At 73.0% G+C, this 16,618-nt stretch carries 13 protein-coding genes; 4 read left to right on the forward strand and 9 right to left on the reverse strand.

Translation table 11 applies throughout. From position 1 onward, the window contains the following. Positions 1–40: 40 nt before the first annotated feature. The gene (locus ACZ4YY_RS07695; RefSeq protein WP_468284886.1) at positions 41–3,349 is read left to right on the forward strand and encodes a S8 family serine peptidase; all 3,309 of its coding nucleotides are present in this window, start codon (positions 41–43) and stop codon (positions 3,347–3,349) included. A gap of 57 nt (positions 3,350–3,406) precedes the next feature. Here the strand turns inward: ACZ4YY_RS07695 and ACZ4YY_RS07700 are convergent, their stop codons facing one another. Beyond that, positions 3,407–4,201 carry a hypothetical protein gene (locus tag ACZ4YY_RS07700; RefSeq protein ID WP_468284889.1) on the reverse strand — a complete coding sequence of 265 codons (795 nt, stop codon included), beginning with the start codon at positions 4,199–4,201 and terminating at the stop codon, positions 3,407–3,409. Position 4,202: 1 nt separating this feature from the next. Next, on the reverse strand, positions 4,203–4,736 hold the full coding sequence (locus ACZ4YY_RS07705; protein WP_468284892.1) for a sigma-70 family RNA polymerase sigma factor: 534 nt from the start codon (positions 4,734–4,736) through the stop codon (positions 4,203–4,205). A 313-nt stretch (positions 4,737–5,049) separates the two neighbouring features. On the opposite strand from ACZ4YY_RS07705, the gene ACZ4YY_RS07710 reads away from it, so the two are divergent. Further along, positions 5,050–6,066, forward strand: a complete 1,017-nt coding sequence (locus ACZ4YY_RS07710; RefSeq protein ID WP_468284895.1) for an aspartate-semialdehyde dehydrogenase — start codon at positions 5,050–5,052, stop codon at positions 6,064–6,066. Here ACZ4YY_RS07710 and ACZ4YY_RS07715 read toward each other — a convergent pair. Together ACZ4YY_RS07715 and pepN are read right to left on the reverse strand one after the other, a co-directional pair. Continuing rightward, positions 6,063–6,632, reverse strand: coding sequence for a DUF1203 domain-containing protein (locus ACZ4YY_RS07715; protein WP_468284898.1), 570 nt, complete (start codon positions 6,630–6,632; stop codon positions 6,063–6,065). The two genes, ACZ4YY_RS07710 and ACZ4YY_RS07715, sit on opposite strands and share 4 nt — an antisense overlap. Before the next feature lie 111 nt (positions 6,633–6,743). Further along, positions 6,744–9,311, reverse strand: a complete 2,568-nt coding sequence (pepN, locus tag ACZ4YY_RS07720) for an aminopeptidase N (protein ID WP_468284903.1) — start codon at positions 9,309–9,311, stop codon at positions 6,744–6,746. Between the two features lie 158 nt (positions 9,312–9,469). On the opposite strand from pepN, the gene ACZ4YY_RS07725 reads away from it, so the two are divergent. Next, positions 9,470–9,955, forward strand: a complete 486-nt coding sequence (locus ACZ4YY_RS07725; protein ID WP_468284907.1) for a GNAT family N-acetyltransferase — start codon at positions 9,470–9,472, stop codon at positions 9,953–9,955. 42 nt (positions 9,956–9,997) lie between these two features. Here ACZ4YY_RS07725 and ACZ4YY_RS07730 read toward each other — a convergent pair whose 3' ends face one another. The 5 genes from ACZ4YY_RS07730 to ACZ4YY_RS07750 all read right to left on the reverse strand — a co-directional run bounded on the left by ACZ4YY_RS07730 (position 9,998) and on the right by ACZ4YY_RS07750 (position 15,106). Beyond that, entirely contained in the window at positions 9,998–11,461 is a 1,464-nt protein-coding gene (locus tag ACZ4YY_RS07730) for an FAD-dependent monooxygenase (RefSeq protein ID WP_468284910.1), read from the reverse strand. Positions 11,462–11,553: 92 nt separating this feature from the next. After that, the gene (locus ACZ4YY_RS07735; protein WP_468284914.1) at positions 11,554–11,838 is read right to left on the reverse strand and encodes a hypothetical protein; all 285 of its coding nucleotides are present in this window, start codon (positions 11,836–11,838) and stop codon (positions 11,554–11,556) included. Positions 11,839–11,960: 122 nt separating this feature from the next. After that, complete coding sequence (malQ, locus tag ACZ4YY_RS07740) at positions 11,961–14,051, reverse strand: 4-alpha-glucanotransferase (protein ID WP_468284917.1); 2,091 nt, start codon at positions 14,049–14,051, stop codon at positions 11,961–11,963. Then, a complete protein-coding gene (locus tag ACZ4YY_RS07745) occupies positions 14,052–14,264 on the reverse strand; it encodes a hypothetical protein (RefSeq protein ID WP_468284920.1) in 213 nt (70 codons plus the stop codon). A 305-nt stretch (positions 14,265–14,569) separates the two neighbouring features. Further along, the gene (locus tag ACZ4YY_RS07750) at positions 14,570–15,106 is read right to left on the reverse strand and encodes an HNH endonuclease (protein WP_018545075.1); all 537 of its coding nucleotides are present in this window, start codon (positions 15,104–15,106) and stop codon (positions 14,570–14,572) included. A gap of 334 nt (positions 15,107–15,440) precedes the next feature. Between ACZ4YY_RS07750 and ACZ4YY_RS07755 the strand changes: the two genes are divergently transcribed. Further along, positions 15,441–16,535, forward strand: a complete 1,095-nt coding sequence (locus tag ACZ4YY_RS07755) for a mechanosensitive ion channel family protein (RefSeq protein ID WP_468285282.1) — start codon at positions 15,441–15,443, stop codon at positions 16,533–16,535. Positions 16,536–16,618: the final 83 nt, after the last annotated feature.

Consider the following 16,618-nt stretch of genomic DNA (forward strand, 5'->3'; position numbering starts at 1 on the left):
GGTCGCGTGATGCTCGTTCCTTTACCAACAAGGGATGCCGATGACCCACACCCCCCAGCGCGAACCGATACCGGGCGCAAGACGAGCGGCCCGCATAGCCGTTGCCGCGGGTCTGGTGGCCGCGCTGTCCGCGGCCGGGCCGATACCGATGGTCTTCGCGGCCGACCAGGCCCCGGCCGCCGCCGACCCGGGCGTGAAGTCCGCCGCCGACAAGCTCGGTTCCGAGGACGCCGACCTCCTCGCCGACGCCAAGGCCGCGGGCGAGAAGAACGTCACGCTGATGGTCGCGACCGCTCCGGGCCAGACGGAGCAGGTCGCCGAGGAGCTGGACGCGGTCAAGGGCGGTTCCGTGGGCCGCTCCTACGACAAGCTCGGCTACGTCCGCGCCACCGTCCCGACCGCCAAGGCCGACTCGGCGATCGCCGCCGCCGCCAAGCTGTCCTCGGTGCACGCGATCGACCTGCGCAAGGAGATCATCCTCGACGACCCGACGCCGAGCGCGGACACCGCGAAGGGCGCCGGCGCCGCCGCCGCGGCGAAGACCTACCCGGCACCCAACCGCAGGACCCCCGCCGAGAACCCGTACAACCCGTCCTTCGAGACGGGCGCCGTGGAGTTCGTCGAGGACCACCCGAAGGCGGACGGCCGCGGCATCACCATCGGCGTCCTCGACTCCGGCGTGGACCTCGCGCACCCCGCGCTGCAGAAGACCACCACCGGCGAGCGCAAGATCGTCGACTGGGTGACCTCGACCGACCCGCTCACCGACGGCGACGCCAGCTGGCGCGCGATGGTGAACTCGGTGGCCGGGCCCAGCTTCAGCTACGGCGGCCGCACCTGGACCGCGCCCGCGGGCGCCTACTCCATCAACCTGTTCCGCGAGTCGGCCACCGCGGAGGGCGACGCCCAGGGCGACGTCAACCGTGACGGCGACACCACCGACGTCTGGGGGGTGCTCTACGACGCCGCGGCCGGCACGGTCACCGTCGACGTCAACGCCAACGGCGACTTCACGGACGACACCGCCATGAAGCCGTACAAGAACGGCTTCCAGATCGGGTACTTCGGCACCGACGACCCGGCGACCGACGTCGCCGAGCGGCAGCCGTTCGTCGTGGAGATCCGCAAGGACGTCCCGATGGACCCGCTGGGCGGCGACTGGGTCGGCAAGAAGGCCGACTTCGCCAACATCGGCCTCATCTCCAGCGAGCACGGCACGCACGTCGCCGGCATCACCGCCGCCAACGGCCTGTTCGGCGGCCGGATGGACGGCGCCGCGCCCGGCGCGAAGATCGTCTCCTCCCGCGCCTGCGAGTTCGGCCCCGGCTGCTCCAACGTCGCGCTCACCGAGGGCATGATCGACCTCGTCGCCAACCGCGGCGTCGACATCGTCAACATGTCGATCGGCGGTCTGCCCGGCCTGAACGACGGCAACAACGCGCGCGCCGAGCTGTACACGCGCCTCATCGACACCTACGGCGTCCAGCTCGTCATCTCCGCGGGCAACGAGGGCCCCGGCGCCAACACCATCGGCGACCCCGGCCTGGCCGACAAGGTCATCTCCGTCGGCGCGGCCATCTCCAAGGAGACCTGGGCCGCCAACTACGGCTCCGCGGTGAAGAAGAAGTACGCGCTGCTGCCCTTCTCCTCGCGCGGCCCGCGTGAGGACGGCGGCTTCACGCCGACCCTGGTCGCCCCGGGTGCCGCGATCAACACGATCCAGACCTGGCTGCCGGGCGCCCCGATCGCCGAGGCGGGCTACACCCTGCCGGCCGGCTACGCCATGCTCCAGGGCACCTCGATGTCCTCCCCGCAGGCCGCCGGTGCCTCCGCGCTGCTGCTGAGCGCCGCCAAGCAGAAGCGCATCGCGCTGACGCCCGCCACCCTGCGCACGGCGCTCACCTCGACCGCCAAGCACATCAAGGACGTGCAGGCCTACGAGGAGGGCGCGGGCGCGATGGACATCGTGGCCGCCTGGGACGCCATCGTCGACGGCGCCACCGCCCACGACTACACGGTCAAGGCCCCGGTCGACACCGCGCTCGACTTCGCCCTGAAGACCCCGGGCTTCGGCACCGGCGTCTACGACCGCGAGGGCGGCCTGAAGGCCGGTCAGAAGAAGACGTACGACGTGACCGTCACCCGTACGTCCGGCGCCGACAAGGACGTCCGTCACAAGCTGCGCCTGAAGAACAACGCGGCCGGCACCTTCCGCATCCTCGGCCCGAACGAGGTGAAGCTGCCGCTGAACAAGCCGGTGACCGTCAAGGTCCAGGCCGCGCCGAAGTCCGCGGGCATCAAGAGCGTCATCCTCGAGGTGGACGACCCGAAGACCGAGGGCGTCGACAAGCAGGTCCTCAACACGGTCGTCGTCTCCACCCCGGTGGCGTACACGTTCACCGCGAAGAACACCGTGCAGCGCAACAGCTCGCAGCACTACTTCGTGACCGTGCCCGAGGGCGCCAAGTCGCTCGAGGTCGCGATCGGCGGGCTGAAGGACAAGAGCCAGACCCGGTTCATCTCCCTCCACCCGTACGGTGTCGCCGTCGAGGACAGCGCCACGACCAAGTGCTACAACAACTACCTCGACGGCAACGGCTGCCGGCCCGACGCGCGGTCGTACCTCGACCCGCAGCCCGGCGTCTGGGAGATCGAGGTCGAGTCGCGCCGTACCTCGCCGCTGCTCGACAACCCCTACAAGCTGGACGTCACCGTGTTCGGCGCGGCCTTCGACCCGGAGACCGTGACCGTGCCCGAGGCGAAGGTCGGACAGCCGGCCGCCGTCTCCTGGAAGGTGACGAACAACTTCGCCGCCGTCGACGGCAAGCTGGCGGGCGGCCCGCTCGGCTCGGCCAAGACGGCCCGGCCGACCATCAAGGACCAGGAGACGCAGACCACCACGGTCGAGGTGCCCGCGGGCGCCACGTCGCTGGACGTCGCCATCGGCAAGGTCTCCGACGCCTCCGCCGACCTGGACCTGACGGTCTACGACGCGAACGGCGCCCAGGTCGCGCAGTCCGCCGACGGTGACTCGGAGGAGTCGGTCTCCATCCCGAAGCCGGCCGCCGGCACCTACACCATCGAGGTCGTCGGCTACGCGGTTCCGGCCGGCACCACCGCGTACGACTACCAGGACGTGTTCTTCTCGTCCTCGCTCGGCACCGTCTCCGTCGACGGTTCGACGCCGGTGAAGCTGGCCACGGGCGCCTCGACGTCGGTCTCCGCGACCGTCACGGCCGCGGCCCCCGCTCCCGAGGGCCGGTCCTTCTTCGGCCAGGTCCAGCTGGTGAACGCGCGCGGCACGGTCGCGGGCGTCGGCAGCGTGGCCATCCAGAAGGTCACCCCGTAGCACCCAGGTGCCCCGGGTGGGGGGCGGGCGTCCGGACGGCGGACGCCCGCCCCTTCCTCATTCCCCGCAGGCCGTGCCCTGCGCCTGCGGCAGCGCCCCGGCCAGGGCCGCCCGTTCGGCGGCGATCTCCCGCTCGCCGACCGCCCACACGTCCGGGGCGGACGCGCCCCGCGCCAGCGCGACCAGGACCCGGTCGCCCTCGGCCACCCGCGGGTCCGCGCCCTCCTCCAGGACGAGGGAGACGTCGGGCTCCGCGGGCCGCTGCGGCTTGTAGGCGCGGGTGACGTGCAGGGTGATCCGCTCCCGCGCGCTGCCGGACACCGGGTCGACGCCCGTCACCTCGCCCTCGACGACGAGTCCGACGCAGGCCAGGTACCCGGGGTCGGCGAGCGGACTGGTCGCGTCGGCGCCCGCGCCTGTCTCCGGGTTCGTCGCCGACGCCCGCTCGTCGGCCGCGCTCTTGTCGGAGGCGCCGGAGTCCCCGCCACCGGACACCTGCTGCCCCACCTGGACGGCCAGCCAGCCGGCCCCGGCGACCAGGGCACCGGCGGCGGCCACCCCGACGGTCCGCAGGGCGAGCGGGCGCAGACGGCGCCGGGCCGGCCGCGACCGCCGCACGGGGGCGGGTTCCTCGCCGGCGGGCCGGGCCGTCAGGGCGTTCGCGACGACACCGAGCTGTTCGCGCAGCAGTGCCAGGTCGGCCGCCGCCGCGCGGTGCCCGGCCAGGTAGGCGGGGTCGGCGCGGGCCTCCCGGGACAGGGGTGCGTCGGAGAGCACGGCCATCAGCGGGTCCATGCCGTCGTACGCGCCGTGGCCGTCGTGCGTCTCGTGTTCCTCGTGTCCGGCGGGCATGTCACACCACCTCGTCCTCGTGCAGGCGGGCGCGCAGGGCCCGGACCGCCGTGTGCAGGCGGCTCTTGACCGTGCCCTCGGGGACGCCGAGCTCCTCGGCGATCGAGCGCACCGGCAGGTCGGCGTAGAACCGCAGGACGACGACCTGGCGCTGGGCGTCGGGCAGCTCGTCCAGGCCCCGGGCCACGGCGACGGAGAGCACGCTGGTCTCCTCGCCGGAGGGGTGCTCGTGCTGGCGCAGCGAGGCCAGCCGCTCGCCCAGGCGTTCCTGGCGGCGCTTGGCGCGGTGCCAGTCCATGGCGAGGTTGGAGGCGACGACCGCCGCCCACGCGGAGACATCACGCGGCGCCTCGTGGCCCCTCGCCGCGCGCTCCAGCAGCCGCAGACGGACCTGCTGCACCCCGTCCGGCAGGTCCGCCTGCGGCACCCCGCCGAGCGCGAGCACCGCCCGCACCCGTCGTTCCTGCGCCGCGTCCAGAGGATCGTCGTGGCCGTCCCCCTGGGCGCGGCGGACCGTTCTGCGCAGCACGGCCACCCCTCCCCTCGCCGCGTTTCTCCTAGGACGTCGTGGCGCGCGAAAACGTTCGGCACCACAGCCGGAAATCGTTCAGAGGTGTACGTCACACCGCCGCGCACGGCAGCACAGCTTGCGGCCGAGGGCCGCCACCGGACGAATTTCTCCAGCTCAGCGGGGGTGCGGGCGGCAGTTCCGCAACCGGCTGTCACAACGTGGCGTCCCACACCTCGGGCATGGCACCCAAAGAATTGGACAGGTTGCCAGGGGTCGGCCGCATGATGGAAAGGCCTCGGCCAGGCAGTGCGTACGTAACGAGACACAGGGAGTCGCCGTGAGGGTCGGAATCGTCGGAGCCACCGGTCAGGTCGGCACGGTCATGCGCAGCATCCTCAAGGAGCGCAACTTCCCGGTCACCGAGCTGCGCCTGTTCGCCTCCGCCCGCTCCGCGGGGACGGTCCTGGACGGCGTGACGGTGGAGGACGCCGCGATCGCCGACTACAGCGGCCTGGACATCGTGCTGTTCTCGGCGGGCGGCGCGACCTCCCGGGCGCTGGCCGAGAAGGTGGCCGCCCAGGGCCCGGTCGTGATCGACAACTCGTCGGCGTGGCGCAGGGACCCCGAGGTGCCGCTGGTGGTGTCCGAGGTCAACCCGCACGCCGTCGCGAACCGCCCCAAGGGCATCATCGCCAACCCGAACTGCACGACCATGGCCGCGATGCCGGTCCTGAAGGTGCTGCACGCCGAGGCGGGCCTGGAGGCCCTCGTCGTCGCCACCTACCAGGCCGTGTCCGGGTCGGGCCTCGCGGGCGTCGCGGAGCTGCACGGCCAGGCGCAGAAGGTCGTCGCCGAGGCCGACAGGCTCACCCACGACGGCGAGGCGATCGACTTCCCCGAGCCGCAGGTCTACAAGCGGCCCATCGCCTTCAACGTGCTCCCCCTCGCCGGCAACCTCGTCGACGACGGCACGCACGAGACCGACGAGGAGCAGAAGCTCCGCAACGAGTCCCGCAAGATCCTGGAGATCCCCGACCTGAAGGTCTCCGGCACCTGTGTGCGCGTCCCGGTCTTCTCCGGCCACTCCCTCCAGGTCAACGCCCGGTTCGCCCGCCCGATCAGCCCCGAGCGCGCGACCGAGCTGCTGTCGGAGGCGGCGGGCGTCGTCCTCACCGACATCCCGACCCCGCTCCAGGCGGCCGGCAAGGACCCGTCCTACGTGGGCCGCATCCGCAGGGACGAGACCGTGGACAACGGCCTCGCCCTGTTCATCTCCAACGACAACCTCCGCAAGGGCGCGGCGCTGAACGCGGTGCAGATCGCGGAGCTGGTGGCGGCCGAGCTGAAGGGCTAGGGGGCGTATCGAAAGCCCCGCACGGCACCCACGGCGCCCGGCGCGCCCTCTCGCCGCGCCGGCGCCCGGTTCCCGGCGAGATCCTCCCTGCGGACCTCGTAGAGGAAGCAGCCGTACTCGACGGCCCGGACGTGGACGAGCGCCACGGCCGGGTCGTCGAACGCCTCCCGGAAGGCCTCCTCGAACTCCTCGGCCGAGGGCTCCTCGACGAGGCGGCCGCCCAGGATGCGGCCCTCGGCGGAGTAGCGGCGGACCGTGCGGCGGCTCGCCGTGAAGGGCAAGGTGTCGTCGGCCGGGCCCGGGCAGGGGCCGGCGTGGACGAAGACGGGACCCTGCTCGTCGTAGGCGCCGGGGTCGGCGCCCGTGCCGGCCGCCCAGCGGCGCAGGGGCGCGTACGCGACGAGGGCGATCCGCTCCCCCGGCTCGCTGTGGCGCAGACAGCAGCGCAGCGGGGCGCCGCCCTCGGCGTCGGTGAAGGGGACGGCGGGGCGGCCGGCGTCGTCGGCGACGCGCAGCTCCTTCAGGGCGGCGGGCGCGACGGGGCGCGCGTACGTGGTGGTGGCCATGTGTCCAGCCTCGCGCGCACCCGCCCCACCCACCGGCGGGTTCCGGACGTGGTGCTCGGACACGGAGGGGGCGCCCGGTGTCGCACCGGACGCCCCTGTCACCGTAGGGACTTACCGCGCGTCGGCCGCCTGGGCCTTCAGGGCGCGTTCCACGCCCGCGCGGGACTCGGAGACGAGGCGGCGCAGGGCCGCGTTCGGCTCGGCGGAGGTGAGCCACGCGTCGGTGCGGCGCAGCGTCTCCTCGGACACCTGCACCGTGGGGTAGAGGCCGACCGCGATCTGCTGGGCGATCTCGTGCGAGCGCGAGTCCCAGACGTCCTTGACGACCTCGAAGTACTTGTCCGCGTACGGCGCGAGCAGCTCGCGCTGGTCGGTCTGGACGAAGCCGCCGATGACGGCCTCCTGGACGGCGTTGGGCAGCTTGTCGGACTCGACGACCTGCGCCCAGGCCTCCGCCTTGGCCTCCGGCGTCGGACGGGCGGCGCGGGCGGTCGCCGCGTGGCGCTCGCCGGCGGCCGTCCGGTCACGCTCGTACTCGCCGGCGATCTCCGTCTCGTCGAACCGGCCGACGGCCGCGAGCCGCTGTACGAACGCCCAGCGCAGCTCGGTGTCGACGGCGAGGCCCTCGATCGTCTGCGAGCCGTCCAGCAGGGCCTCGAGGAGGTCGAGCTGCTCGGGGGTGCGGGCGGTGGCCGCGAACGCGCGCGCCCAGGCCAGCTGGTGGTCGCTGCCCGCCCCGGCGGTGCGCAGGTGGGCCAGCGTGGCGTCGGTCCAGCGGGTCAGCAGGGTCTCGCGGGCGGTCGGGTCGGCGTACAGGTCGATGGCGAGCTTGACCTGCCGGTGCAGCGACTGGACCACACCGATGTCGGACTCCTTGCCGATGCCGGACAGCACCAGGGAGAGGTAGTCGCGGGTGGGCAGTTCGGCGTCGCGGGTCATGTCCCAGGCCGAGGCCCAGCACAGGGCGCGCGGCAGGGACGCCTCGAAGTCGCCGAGGTGCTCGGTGACGAACGCGAGGGACGCCTCGTCGAGGCGGACCTTGGCGTACGACAGGTCGTCGTCGTTGAGCAGGACGACGTCCGGGCGGCGCCGGCCGACCAGCTCCGGTACGGCGGTCAGCTCGCCGTCGACGTCCAGCTCGACGCGCTCGTCGCGCACCAGCTTGCCGCTCGTGCCGTCGAGGACGTAGAAGCCGACGGCGATGCGGTGCGGACGCAGGGTCGGCTCGCCCTGGGCGCCGGCGGGCAGGGCGGGGGCCTCCTGGCGGATCGCGAAGGAGGTGATGACGCCGCTGTCGTCGGTCTCGATCTCCGGGCGCAGGACGTTGATCCCGGCGGTCTCCAGCCACGCCTTCGACCAGGCCTTCAGATCGCGTCCGGAGGTCTCCTCCAGCGCGCCGAGCAGGTCGGACAGGCGCGTGTTGCCGAACGCGTGCCGCTTGAAGTACGCCTGGACGCCCTTGAAGAACTCGTCCATGCCGACGTACGCGACGAGCTGCTTGAGGACGCTCGCGCCCTTGGCGTAGGTGATGCCGTCGAAGTTGACGAGCACGTCGTCGAGGTCGCGGATCTCGGCCATGATCGGGTGGGTGGACGGCAGCTGGTCCTGCCGGTAGGCCCACGTCTTCATGGAGTTGGCGAAGGTCGTCCAGGAGTGCGGCCAGCGGCTGTCGGGCGCGTACGCCTGGCAGGCGATGGACGTGTAGGTGGCGAACGACTCGTTCAGCCACAGGTCGTTCCACCACTCCATGGTGACCAGGTCGCCGAACCACATGTGGGCCAGCTCGTGCAGGATGGTCTCCGCGCGCAGCTCGTACGCGGCGTCGGTCACCTTCGACCGGAACACGTACTGGTCTCGGATGGTGACGGCGCCCGCGTTCTCCATCGCGCCCGCGTTGAACTCCGGGACGAACAGCTGGTCGTACTTCTGGAAGGGGTAGGCGTAGTCGAACTTCTCCTGGAACCAGTCGAAGCCCTGCCGCGTCACCTCGAAGATCGCGTCGGAGTCGAGGAACTCGGCGAGCGAGGGCCGGCAGTAGATGCCGAGCGGGACCGACTGGCCGTCCTTCTCGTACACGCTGTGGACGGAGTGGTAGGGCCCGACGATGAGCGCGGTGATGTACGTCGAGATCCTCGGCGTCGGCTCGAACACCCAGACGTCGTCCTGGGGTTCGGGCGTCGCCGAGTTGGAGATGACGGTCCAGCCGCTCGGCGCCTTCACCGTGAACTGGAAGGTCGCCTTCAGATCGGGCTGCTCGAAGGAGGCGAAGACCCGGCGGGCGTCCGGCACCTCGAACTGCGTGTACAGGTAGGCCTGCTCGTCGACGGGGTCGACGAACCGGTGCAGGCCCTCACCGGTGTTGGTGTAGGCGCAGTCGGCGACGACGCGCAGGACGTTGCGGCCCTCCAGCAGGCCCGGGAGCGCGATCCTGGAGTCCTTGAACACCTCGGCCGGGTCGAGGGCGTCCCCGTTGAGGGTCACCTCGTGGACGGTCGGGGCCACCAGGTCGATGAAGGACTCGGCGCCGTTCTCCGCGACGTCGAAGCGCACCGTGGTCGCGGACCGGTAGGTGCCGCCCTCCTGCGCGCCGGAGAGGTCGAGATCGATCTCGTACGAGTCAACGGTGAGCAGCTTCGCCCGCTGCTGCGCCTCTTCGCGAGTCAGGTTTGTGCCAGGCACGCGGTCATCTCCTCGATATGAGTGGGTTGCGCCATCCTTCCACGCCCGGGGTGCCCCGGGCGACGCGCATCGGGCCCGTCGGCGTCGGAGGACGAGGCGCGTCGGGGCCGACGGGTGAGGCGGGGCGGCGCGGCTCCCCGCCTCCTATGCTGGCGTGCGTGACAAGCCTGGAGCGTCTTCGAGCCGACCACGCGGACGCCCTGCTGGCGTTCGAACTGGAGAACCGCGCCTACTTCGCCGCGTCGATCCCGGACCGCGGGGACGCCTACTTCGCCGAGTTCGCCGCCCTGCACGCCGCCCGCCTCGCCGAGCAGGCCACCGGCGCGTGCCACTTCCACGTGGTCCTCGACCGGGACGGCGGTCTCATCGGCCGCGTCAACCTGGTCGACGTCGCCGGCGGTTCCGCCGAACTCGGCTACCGGATCGGCGAGCACGCGGCGGGAAAGGGCGTCGCGACGGCCGTCGTCGCGCAGGTGTGCGCGCTCGCCTCGACGCAGTACGGCCTCACCGAGCTCACCGCCGTCACCACGCTCGACAACCTGGCGTCCCGGACCGTCCTCGCCCGCAACGGCTTCACCGCCGTGGGGGACATCGACGACCTCGCGGGCCGCCCCGGGGTGCGGTACGTGCGCCGCCTCCCCTGAAGGGTCCTCGCACCAGGAGCGCGGCCCCGTCTCGACGGCCGGTCAGCCCACGTGCGCCGCGAGGGCGGTCTCGAGCGCGGCCGGGTCGGCGGTGTCGGCCGCCCAGGCCACGTAGCCGTCGGGTCGCACCAGCAGCGCCGTGCGCCGGTCGCTCGCCCAGTGCTCCCCGGCCAGCCGGCCGGCGCGGCGGGCGTCGGTTCGGCCGTCGTACGCCGTGTCCTTCGGGGTGACGAGCACGAAGCGGCCGCCGCGCAGGGCCTCGTGGAGACGGCGGCCTCCGGCGAGGGCGACGTCCGGGACGCGCAGCCCGGTGAGCCGGTGGGCGCCGCGCGGGGCGGGACAGCGGTAGCCGATGCCGGTGACCTGGCCGAGCGCCCGGCGGCGGACGGGCCCGACGGCGTTGACGACGACGGCGCCCGCCGTGCGCAGGGCGCGCGTCCAGGGGCTCCTGGCCATGGCGAGCCGCACGATGCCGCCGCTGCTGCGCAGCACCGTGCGGCCCACGGGGTGGCGCTCGGCCTGGTAGGTGTCGAGGAGGGCGTCGTCCGCGCGGCCGTGGAGCACCTGGGCGAGCTTCCAGCTCAGGTTGGCCGCGTCCTGGAGGCCGGTGTTCATGCCCTGACCGCCGGCCGGGGTGTGGACGTGCGCGGCGTCGCCGGCCAGGAAGACGCGGCCCACGCGGTAGGCGGGTGCCTGGCGTTCGTCGCTGTGGAAGCGGGACAGCCAGCGCGCGTCGTGCATCCCGAAGTCACGGCCGAGGGCGAGGCGGGTGATCCGCCGGACCTCGTCGAGGTCGAGCGGCTCGTCGTCGGGCACGTTCCTGCCGCGGTGCCAGCCGATCACCCGGTGGTAGCCGTCGCCGAAGGGCGCGAGGAAGGCGAAGGCGTCGCCGACGGCGTCGACGGTGAGCAGGGTCTCCGGCTCCTCGGCCAGCCGCACGTCCGCGAGGACGACGGACCGGATCGCCGAACGGCCGGGGAAGGGCAGGCCTACGGCGTCCCGGACGGCGCTGCGCATGCCGTCCGCGCCGACGACGTACCCGGCGCGCAGGGACCCCGTCCGCCCGGCGGGAGCGCGGGTGTGGACGGTGACGCCGTCCGCGTCCTGGTCGAGGCCCGTCACCTCGGTCTCGTACCGGAACTCGGCCCCCGCCTCCACCGCCCTCCGCTCAAGGACCTTCTCCACCTCGTACTGCGGGATCACCAGGAGGTGGTTGAAGCGGGAGGGGAGCGTGTCGAGACGGAGGTCGAGCCGGCGGTACAGGCGGAGGCGGTCGAGGCGGCGGCCGACGGATTCCAGGGGGTCGGCCAGGCCGCGGGCGTCGAGCTGCTCCAGGGTGCGGGCGTGCAGGACGAAGGCCCGGGACAGGTTGCTGATCCGGTGCGGGCGCTTCTCCAGGACGGTGACGGCGACCCCGGCGGCGGCGAGGTCGCCCGCGAGGAGGAGACCGGTCGGGCCGCAGCCCACGACGATCACGGAGGCGGTGGTGCGGACGGCGCCGTTCATGGTCCTCCCTCATGCGTGAGGGCGCCGCCCTCGTCGCCGTACGAGGGTGCGTACGGCGACGGGGGCGGCGCCCTCGACGGTGTGCGGCCGGGTCAGGCCTTGGCCTTGGCCTTCTCGCCCCTGACGGTGATGTTGGAGCTGGTGGGGTCCTGGCGGTCCTTGGAGCGGTCGAGCACCCAGACCAGGCCGAAGATGAGGGCGAACAGCGCGATCGGGGCGACCACGAAGAGCCCCAGCGTCTCGATGACGCTCAGGCCCGGGCCGGGGTCGTCGCCGTCGTCGCGGGTCAGCGCGAGCGCGGGGGACGACATGAGCAGCATCATCAGCGTCGTACCGGCAGCCAGGGCGCCGGCGCGCAGGGCGTTCTTCTTGTCCACGGTGTCAAAGTTAGCGAACGGCCGACGGCGCCGCGCGGTCGGGGTGCCGTACGAGGCCCCTCACCCGCCGGACCAGGCCCCCACCCACCGGACGTGGCACCTCACGCGCCGGAGGTGACCCCTCAGCCGCCGGACGGGCCGGATCCGTCCGCCGTCTCCCGGAACACGTCCGTCAGCGCCCGCACCCGCGCCGAGGCCGCCAGTTCCTCCAGCGTCACCGCACGTCCCTCGGCGTCCGCGATCGGCAGGCGCCAGTTGGGGTACTGGTCCCAGGTGCCGGGGAGGTTCTGGGGGCGGCGGTCGCCGGTGCCGTCGGGCAGCCACACGCCGATCATGCGCGCGGGGGTGCGCAGCAGGAAGCGGTGGACGGCCTGGATCTCGGCCTCCTCCGAGGAGGTGCCGCCGTCTTCGCCGGCGGACCTCAGCAGGCCGAGCCGGGCCAGCAGCTCCAGCCACTCGCCGGTGTCGGCGGCGGCTTCGGCGCGTTCCTCCTCCAGTGGACGGGTGAGCAGGCCGAGGCGGTCGCGGAGGTCGACGTGTTCGCCGGTGAGGCGGGCGGCGGTGGACGGCAGGTCGTGGGTGGTGGCCGTGGCGAGGCAGTCGGCGCGCCAGCGGTCGGGGGGCAGCGGGCGTCCGTCGCCGTCCCAGTCGCGTTCGAACCACAGCACGGACGTGCCGAGCACCCCGCGCTCACGCAGGGCCTCGCGCACGCCCGGTTCGACCGTGCCGAGGTCCTCGCCGATCACCACCGCGCCCGCCCGGGAGGCCTCCAGGACGAGGACGGCGAGCATGGCCTCGGCGTCGTGGCGGACGTAGGTGCCCTGGGTGGGCGGTTCGCCCTCGGGGACCCACCACAGGCGGAACAGGCCCATGACGTGGTCGATGCGCAGGGCGCCGGCGTGGCGGAAGAGGGCGCGCAGCAGCCGGCGGAAGGGGGCGTAGCCGGACGCGGCGAGCCGGTCGGGACGCCAGGGCGGCAGGCCCCAGTCCTGGCCGCGGGCGTTGAAGGCGTCCGGTGGCGCGCCGACCGACATGCCGGCCGCGAAGTACTCCTGCTGGGCCCAGGCGTCGGCGCCGCCGGGGTGCACGCCGACGGCGAGGTCGTGGACGATCCCGACGGGCATGCCCGCCTCGCGGGCGGTGCGCTGGGCGGCGGTGAGCTGGCCCTCGGTGAGCCAGGCGAGACGGCAGTGGAAATCCACCCGGTCCCTGAGGGCGGCCCGCGCGCGGGCCGTCTCCGCCGACCGCGGGTCGCGCAGACCCTCCGGCCAGCTGTGCCAGTCGGAGCCGTGCACCTCGGCCAGGGCGCACCAGGTGGCGTGGTCCTCCAGCGCCTGGCCCTCCTCGGCGAGGAAGTCGCAGTAGGCGGCGCGCCTGCCGGGGCCGAGCGGTACCCGCGCGACCAGCTCCAGCGCCTCGCGCTTGAGCTCCCACACCGCGTCCCGGTCGATGAGCGCGCCCTGGGCGAGAACGGCCTCCCGCAGCCGTCCGGCCCGCTCCAGCAGCCCCCGCACGCGGTCGGGTTCGTCGACGTACGCGAACTCGGGGACGTCCTCGACGCGCAGGTGCACCGGGTCGGGGAAGCGGCGCGAGGAGGGCCGGTAGGGGGAGGGGTCGGTGGGGGCGCCGGGCACGGCCGCGTGCAACGGGTTGACCTGGACGAATCCGGCGCCGAGCGCCCGCCCGGCCCAGGCGGCCAGCTCGGCGAGGTCACCGAGGTCGCCCATGCCCCAGGAGCGGTGGGACAGGAGGGAGTAGAGCTGGACGAGGAGTCCGTGGGAGCGTCCCTCGGGCGTCGGCAGCCGGGGCGGGGCGACCACCAGGTGGGCCTCGCCGACGCGGCCGTCGGGGGCGGTGGCGGTCAGCCGGTGGACGCCGGGAGGGAGCCGCTCCGCCGTGGTACGGGTCTCGCCCTGTTCGGTGGCGATCCGCAGTCGGGTTCCCGCGGGGAGGGCGGCCAGGGCGTCCGACGGGCCGCCGCCGAAGGACACCACCGTCGGCGGCAGCAGTCGTGCCGCCAGCTCCCGTTCCCGGGCGGCGAGCGCGGCCCGGGCGGCCTGCGGGGTGCCGGCGTCGACACCGAGGGCGGCCAGTGCGCGGGTGACGGCGGTGGCCGAGGCCATGACCGTGCGCTCCGGTGAGGGCCGGTAGGAGACGGCGACGCCGTGCAGGGCGGCCAGCCGGGTGAGGTCCTCTCCGAGGGGTTCGGTCATCTACGGCCTCGTGGAGTCGTGGTCCGCGGCGGCGAGGGGCGGCTCGCTGGTGAGGGGTTCGGCGTCGGGCAGCGGCGGCTCGCTGGTCAGCGGGGCCTCGGCGCAGGTTCCCTCCGCGCTGAACACGCACAGGCGCGGTTCTTCGAAGCGGGCGGTCGGCACCGCCGGGCGTTTGGAGCGGACCGGGAGCAGGGGGTGGATCGACGCGGCCACGGTGGCCTCCTTGTCGGGTGTCGGAGTCTGACGGGTTACCGCAGCCCTACCCAGCGGGCGCGACCGCAGACGTCCGGGAGGCGGACCACACGCGTCTCGTCACATTTCTCACCCGTGAATGCCCCGGAACCCACCGGGGATCTCCTGACCGGCACGACGCCCGGATGAACCGTACAGAACGGGACAATCATGGCATGGCGTCCCGGGCGTGGAGCGCGTCCCGGCGGGACACGCGGGCCGGACCGGGCGGCCGCCCCGCGGCCCGGGCCTGCGCCGCGCCGCGGGGCACGCGAAAGCCCGGACCGTCAGGCGGAGATGCCGTCGATCCGGGCCAGGGCGTCGTCCGCGCCGTAGGGCTGCAAGTACGGCAGCCAGCGCGGGTCCCTATGGCCGGTCCCGATGATGCGCCAGGCCAGACCGGTCGGCGGTGCGGGTTTGTGGCGCAGCCGCCAGCCGAGTTCGACGAGATGCCGGTCGGCCTTGACGTGGTTGCAGCGGCGGCAGGACGCCACCACGTTGTCCCACACGTGCTTGCCCCCGCGGCTGCGCGGGATGACGTGGTCGACGCTGGTTGCGACGCCACCGCAGTACATGCACCGGCCCCCGTCGCGGGCGAACAGCGCCCGGCGGGTCAGTGGAACGGGCCCCCGATAGGGGACCCGGACGAACCGCTTGAGCCGGACCACGCTGGGTGCGGGGACTGTGACGGTCGCGCTGTGCAGGAAGGCGCCCGACTCTTCCAGGGAGACGGCCTTGTTCTCCAGGACGAGGACGAGCGCGCGGCGGAGCGGTACGACGCCGAGCGGCTCGTACGACGCGTTGAGGACCAGGACATGCGGCACGGATGCCTCCTTGGGCGTCGGCGGCGCGTGGCTCGCGCCGGGACGATCTGCAGTCAGTTTCCCCTCTGGCCTGGTGGACGCGCCACCATCTCCCGGTAACGGGCCGGGAGTGTTTTCGACCACACCGCAACCCTCCCCAACTTGACAACCGGTTCAAGCACAGGTGAGGGGCGTCTCTCCTTCCGGCCACCTTCACGTATCTCGGCGAAGCACACACAATGCCCCGTTAGTGTGGTGGTCCTGCCTGTCCGGTGACCTTTTCGTGACCTTGGATGCCGTCGCGCCCCTGACCGCCGCGCCGGACGGAGCAGTGCTGCACCTGGAGGTACCTGCCGTGTCCTTGTCCGCCGTCCTACTGGCCGCCGGCCCGTCGCCGTCGCCGTCTCCCTCGGAGTCGCCGACCGTGACGGTCCCGACGCTCCAGGACGCCCAGGAGAGCGCGACGAACGCCGCCGGCTGGGTGGAGGAGAACTGGTCGACGTGGCTCGCGATCGGACTGAGGGTCCTGCTGATCCTCGTCATCGCGGCGGTGCTCAGAGTGATGGTGCGGCGGGCGATCACCAAGTTCATAGACCGGATGAACCGCACCGTCGCGTCGGTCGACGGCACGGCCCTGAGCGGTCTGCTGGTCAACGTCGAGCGGCGCCGTCAGCGCTCGCAGGCGATCGGCTCGGTGCTGCGGTCGGTGGCGAGCTTCCTCATCCTCGGCACGGCCGCGCTGATGATCCTCGCCACGTTCCAGATCAACCTCGCCCCGCTGCTGGCCTCGGCCGGTGTGGCGGGCGTGGCGATCGGTTTCGGCGCCCGCAACCTGGTCACGGACTTCCTCTCCGGCGTGTTCATGATCCTGGAGGACCAGTACGGCGTCGGCGACCAGATCGACGCGGGCGTCGCCACCGGCGAGGTCATCGAGGTCGGCCTGCGCGTGACGAAGCTGCGCGGCGACAACGGCGAGATCTGGTACGTCAGGAACGGCGAGGTCAAGCGGATCGGCAACCTCTCCCAGGGCTGGGCGACGGCCGGTGTCGACGTCACCGTCAAGGCCACCGAGGACCTGGACAAGGTCAAGGCCACGCTCGACGAGGTCGCCGACAAGATGAGCAAGGAGGAGCCCTGGAACGAGCTCCTGTGGAGCCCGATCGAGGTGCTGGGCCTGGACAGCGTGCTGCTGGACTCGATGGTCGTGCGCGTCTCGGCGAAGACGATGCCGGGCAAGTCCCTCTCCGTGGAGCGCGAGCTGCGCTGGCGCGTCAAGCGGGCGTTCGACGCGGCCGACATCCGGATCGTCGGCGGTGCGACGGTCCCCGCGGAGGAGCCCTCGGACGCCGACCCGACGGCGGGCGTCGCGGCCCCGTCGGTGTACTCCAACTCGGGGTCCCCGCAGTCGGCGGCGGCCTCGCCCCTGGCCCCGCCGAGCGCGCCCAAGTAGCGCACGGAAGCTGAAGGCGGCGCCCGGGGTTCCCCGGGCGCCGCCTTTTCGCTGTGCGCGCCCCGGCCCACCTCTTCGCATAC

The organism is Streptomyces sp. NPDC030143 (genome assembly GCF_055573695.1).

What these genes read in the sequence shown, in the direction of transcription:
- ACZ4YY_RS07695 (WP_468284886.1), top strand. Translation starts at nt 41, where the DNA reads ATGACCCACACCCCCCAGCGCGAACCGATACCGGGCGCAAGACGAGCG.
- ACZ4YY_RS07700 (WP_468284889.1), bottom strand. Translation starts at nt 4,201, where the DNA reads ATGCCCGCCGGACACGAGGAACACGAGACGCACGACGGCCACGGCGCG.
- ACZ4YY_RS07715 (WP_468284898.1), bottom strand. Translation starts at nt 6,632, where the DNA reads ATGGCCACCACCACGTACGCGCGCCCCGTCGCGCCCGCCGCCCTGAAG.
- ACZ4YY_RS07730 (WP_468284910.1), bottom strand. Translation starts at nt 11,461, where the DNA reads ATGAACGGCGCCGTCCGCACCACCGCCTCCGTGATCGTCGTGGGCTGC.
- malQ (WP_468284917.1), bottom strand. Translation starts at nt 14,051, where the DNA reads ATGACCGAACCCCTCGGAGAGGACCTCACCCGGCTGGCCGCCCTGCAC.